This window comes from Actinomadura sp. BRA 177 (genome assembly GCF_013372625.1).
GTDB lineage: Bacteria > Actinomycetota > Actinomycetes > Streptosporangiales > Streptosporangiaceae > Spirillospora.
The window spans coordinates 1-4,462 of record NZ_JABXFD010000275.1 but is presented as its reverse complement, the minus strand read 5'-3'; the positions used below and the strand labels follow the sequence as shown (position 1 = coordinate 4,462).

2 protein-coding genes are annotated in these 4,462 nt (G+C 71.7%); one reads left to right on the top strand and one right to left on the bottom strand.

Annotated elements, in window-relative coordinates; genetic code table 11:
- Nucleotides 1-456 (bottom strand): ATP-binding protein (locus HUX53_RS12155; protein ID WP_176403276.1); only part of this gene is annotated, 456 nt, incomplete at its 3' end.
- 346 nt (nt 457-802) lie between these two features.
- Between HUX53_RS12155 and HUX53_RS12150 the strand changes: the two genes are divergently transcribed.
- Nucleotides 803-4,462 (top strand): HAMP domain-containing protein (locus HUX53_RS12150; protein ID WP_255205183.1); only part of this gene is annotated, 3,660 nt, incomplete at its 3' end.

Below are 4,462 nucleotides of genomic sequence, written 5' to 3'. Positions count from 1 at the left end.
TCCTACGACCGCCGCACCAAGGGCGTCTGGTTCCGGATCCCCCGGCCCGGCGGCCGCGGCGGGCTCGGCGCCGGTCGTCACGCCGGGCCGGGGGATCCGGAACCAGACGCCCTTGGTGCGGCGGTCGTAGGAGACGCCCCAGGACGCGGCGAGCCGGGCGATGGACGGCAGCCCGCGCCCGCTGGAGGCGGTGACGCCGGGCATCTCGATGCCCCGGGTGGGGTGCCGGTCGCGGACCTCGATCTTGATGTCGCCGTCCTCCAGCCGGCAGGAGACCTCGAACGACGTGCCGGCGTAGGCGATCGCGTTGGTGGCGAGTTCGCTGGTGGCGAGCACGGCGTCGTCGGCCGCCTCGTCCATGCCCCAGTCGGCCAGCACCTTCCGGACGAACCGGCGCGCGTCCGCCACCGCCGCGGCGGCGGACGGGAAGGTGGCCGAGGCCGTCTGCCGATCCAACCGTCATCCCTTGTTCGAAGCGTCTCTACCGGGTCTGGCTATCGTGACAGACTGGTCGGCCGCGCGGCCACGAGAGCCGTGAACCGGGCCCCGCGGTGCGTCCGGCCTCGGTGAACGCGACCCCCCGGCCACGACACGACAGACCGTAACACGAAGACTACAAGCGCGGATGCACGGTCAGCGACGCCTGTTCACGGCCGGACCCGCGAAAGGGCCCGGCCGCCGCCCGGCGACGTAGAGTACAGGGTGCGGCCGGAAGAGGGCCCAGCAGAGCCGGAGGAGGGCCCGGAGTGGGAGTCCGTGGTATCCGGATGTTCGACGATCGCGGGCCAGGAGGATGAAGAGAATGCCGCGTACCGCGTCACGTGCCCGTCCCGGCGGGTACCGCGACACCACGCCGCGCTACAGCGACGCCGACCTCGCACCGCTGCTGAAGGCGCTCGTCGCCGTGCGGGACGGCAGGGCGAGAGGCGAGCTGGACGTGCCGGGCGAGGGCGCCGTGGCGGAGGCCGCGGCGGTCCTGGAGGAGATACGGCAGAACGGGCAGGACCTGGCCACGGGGCTGAGCCGCGTGCGGCAGGAGATCGGCCGCGAGGGCAAGCTGCGCGGGCGGCTCACGACGGGGTCGCTGCGCGGGACGTGGGCGACCGCCGCCGAGGACGCCAACGCCATCATCGACAAGCTCACCGACCTGGCCACCGGGATGCACCGCGTGGTCGAGGCGGTCGCGGCCGGGGACCTGAGCCGGCGGGTGGAGCTGCGGGTGCGCGGCAGGCCGATGCGCGGCGAGCTGCTGCGGATGGCCAAGTCGGTCAACGGGATGGTGGAGCTGCTCGACCAGTTCACCTGGGAGGTCACCCAGTTCGCCCGGGAGGTCGGCACCGAGGGCCGGCTCGGCGGGCAGGCGCCGGCCCGCGGCATGACGGGCCGCTGGCGGGACGTGACGGCGTCGGTGAACGTGATGGCGTCGCGGCTGACGTCCCAGGTCCGCGACATCGCGGAGGTCACCACCGCGGTGGTGGAGGGCGACCTGACCCGCAAGGTGACGGTCGAGGCGAGCGGTGAGCTGCAGGAGCTGAAGCTCACCGTGAACACCATGGTCGACCAGCTGTCGGCGTTCGCGGACGAGGTCACCCGCGTCGCCCGCGAGGTCGGCACCGAGGGCCAGCTCGGCGGGCAGGCCCACGTGCGGGGCGTCAGCGGCGTCTGGAAGGACCTGACCGACAACGTCAACGCGATGGCGAACAACCTGACCACCCAGGTCCGCAACATCGCACAGGTCACCACCGCCGTCGCCGACGGCGACCTCGGCAAGAAGATCACCGTCGACGCGCAGGGCGAGATCCTGCAGCTCAAGAACACGCTGAACACGATGGTCGACACGCTGTCGGCGTTCGCCGACGAGGTCACCCGAGTCGCCCGCGAGGTCGGCACCGAGGGGCGGCTCGGCGGGCAGGCGCGGGTCCCGGGCGTCAGCGGGGTCTGGAAGGACCTGACCAACAACGTCAACGGCATGGCGTCCAACCTGACCTACCAGGTCCGCAACATCGCGCAGGTCACCACCGCGGTCGCGGAGGGCGACCTCGGCAAGAAGATCACGGTCGACGCGCAGGGCGAGATCCTGGAGCTGAAGGACACCGTGAACGGGATGGTCGACACGCTGTCGGCGTTCGCGTCCGAGGTGACGCGCGTCGCCCGCGAGGTCGGCAGCGAGGGGCGCCTCGGCGGTCAGGCGGTCGTTCCCGGCGGCAGCGGGGTGTGGCTCGACCTGACCGACAACGTCAACGCGATGGCGAACAACCTGACCACCCAGGTGCGCGGGATCGCGCAGGTGACGACGGCGGTCGCGCAGGGCGACCTGACCCGCAAGATCGAGGTGGACGCGCGGGGCGAGATCCTGCAGCTCAAGGACACCCTGAACACGATGGTCGACACGCTGTCGGCGTTCGCGGACGAGGTCAGCCGCGTCGCCCGCGAGGTCGGCACGGAGGGCCAGCTCGGCGGCCAGGCGATCGTGCCGGGCGCGGGCGGCATGTGGAAGGACCTGACCGACAACGTCAACGGCATGGCGTCCAACCTGACCTACCAGGTGCGCAACATCTCGCAGGTCGCGACGGCCGTCGCGCACGGCGACCTGACGCGGCGCATCGACGTCGACGCGCAGGGCGAGATCCTGGAGCTGAAGACGACGCTGAACACGATGGTGGACACGCTGTCGGCGTTCGCGGCCGAGGTCACCCGCGTCGCCCGCGAGGTCGGCAGCGAGGGGCGCCTCGGCGGGCAGGCCGAGGTCGAGGGCGTGGCCGGCACCTGGAAGCGGCTGACCGAGAGCGTCAACGAGCTGGCCGGGAACCTGACCACGCAGGTGCGCGCGATCGGCGAGGTCGCGAGCGCGGTCGCCAGCGGCGACCTGACCCGGACGATCACCGTGGAGGCGCGCGGCGAGGTCGCCGAGCTGTCCGACAACGTGAACCTGATGGTCGCGACGCTCCGCGAGACGACCCGCGCCACCGAGGAGCAGGACTGGCTCAAGACCAACCTGGCGCGGATCGGCGGGCTCATGCAGGGCCACCGGGACCTGCTGCAGGTCGCCGAGCTGATCATGCGCGAGCTGACCCCGACGGCGAGCGCCCAGTACGGCGCGTTCTACCTGGCCGAGAGGGTCGGCGAGGAGCCCGAGCTGGTGCTGATCGCCGGGTACGGGACGCGGCGCGGCCGGGCCGGCGCGGTCCGGTTCGCGCTGGGCGAGGGCCTGGTCGGGCAGGCGGCGCAGGAGCGCCGGCCGCTGCTGATCGCGGACGCGCCCGCCGACTACGTCAAGATCGGGTCGGGGCTGGGCGAGGCGTCCCCGGTCAACATCATCGTGCTGCCGATCGTGTTCGAGGACGAGGTGCTCGGCGGGATCGAACTGGCCTCCTTCGGCCGGTTCACCGACGTCCACCTGGCGTTCTTCAGCCAGCTGATCGAGACGATCGGGGTGACGCTGAACGCGATCCGGGCGAACGCGCGGACCGAGGCGCTGCTCGGCGAGTCGCAGCGGCTCGCCGGGGAGCTGCAGGAGCGCTCGGACGAGCTGCAGCGCCAGCAGGGCGAGCTGCGGCACTCCAACACCGAGCTGGAGGAGAAGGCGGCGCTGCTGGCCCAGCAGAACCGCGCGATCGAGATCCAGAACTTCCAGATCGAGCAGGCCCGGCGGACGCTGGAGGAGCGCGCCGAGCAGCTGGCCATCTCCTCGCGGTACAAGTCGGAGTTCCTGGCGAACATGTCGCACGAGCTGCGCACGCCGCTGAACAGCCTGCTGGTGCTGGCCAAGCTGCTGTCGGAGAACCAGAGCGGGAACCTCACCGACAAGCAGGTGGAGTTCGCGCGGACGATCCACGAGTCCGGCACCGACCTGCTGGAGCTGATCAACGACATACTGGACCTGGCGAAGGTCGAGGCGGGGAAGATGGAGGCGCACCCGCAGCGGCTGTCGGTGTCGGGGCTGGTCGACTACGTGGAGGCGACGTTCCGCCCGCTGTCGGTCGACAAGGGCCTGCAGTTCGGGGTGGAGGTCGCGCCGGACGTCCCGGCCACGCTCAACACCGACGAGCAGCGGCTGCAGCAGGTGCTGCGGAACCTGCTGTCGAACGCGGTGAAGTTCACCGCCGAGGGCGAGGTGCGGCTGCTGATCGAGCGGGCCGGCGACATCGACTTCACGCTGCCCGCGCTGTGGAACACCCCGGACGTGATCGCGTTCCGGGTGATCGACACCGGCATCGGGGTGAGCGCGGACAAGCTGCAGGAGATCTTCGAGCCGTTCCAGCAGGCCGACGGGACCACGAGCCGCCGCTACGGCGGCACCGGCCTCGGCCTGTCGATCAGCCGGAACATCGCGCGGCTGCTCGGCGGGGAGATCCACGCCGAGAGCCAGCCGGGCCGCGGCAGCGTGTTCACGCTCTACCTGCCCGCCCAGTACAACGAGCGCGAGGACCGGCGGCGCGCGCTGCCGCGGCCCGGCTGGCTC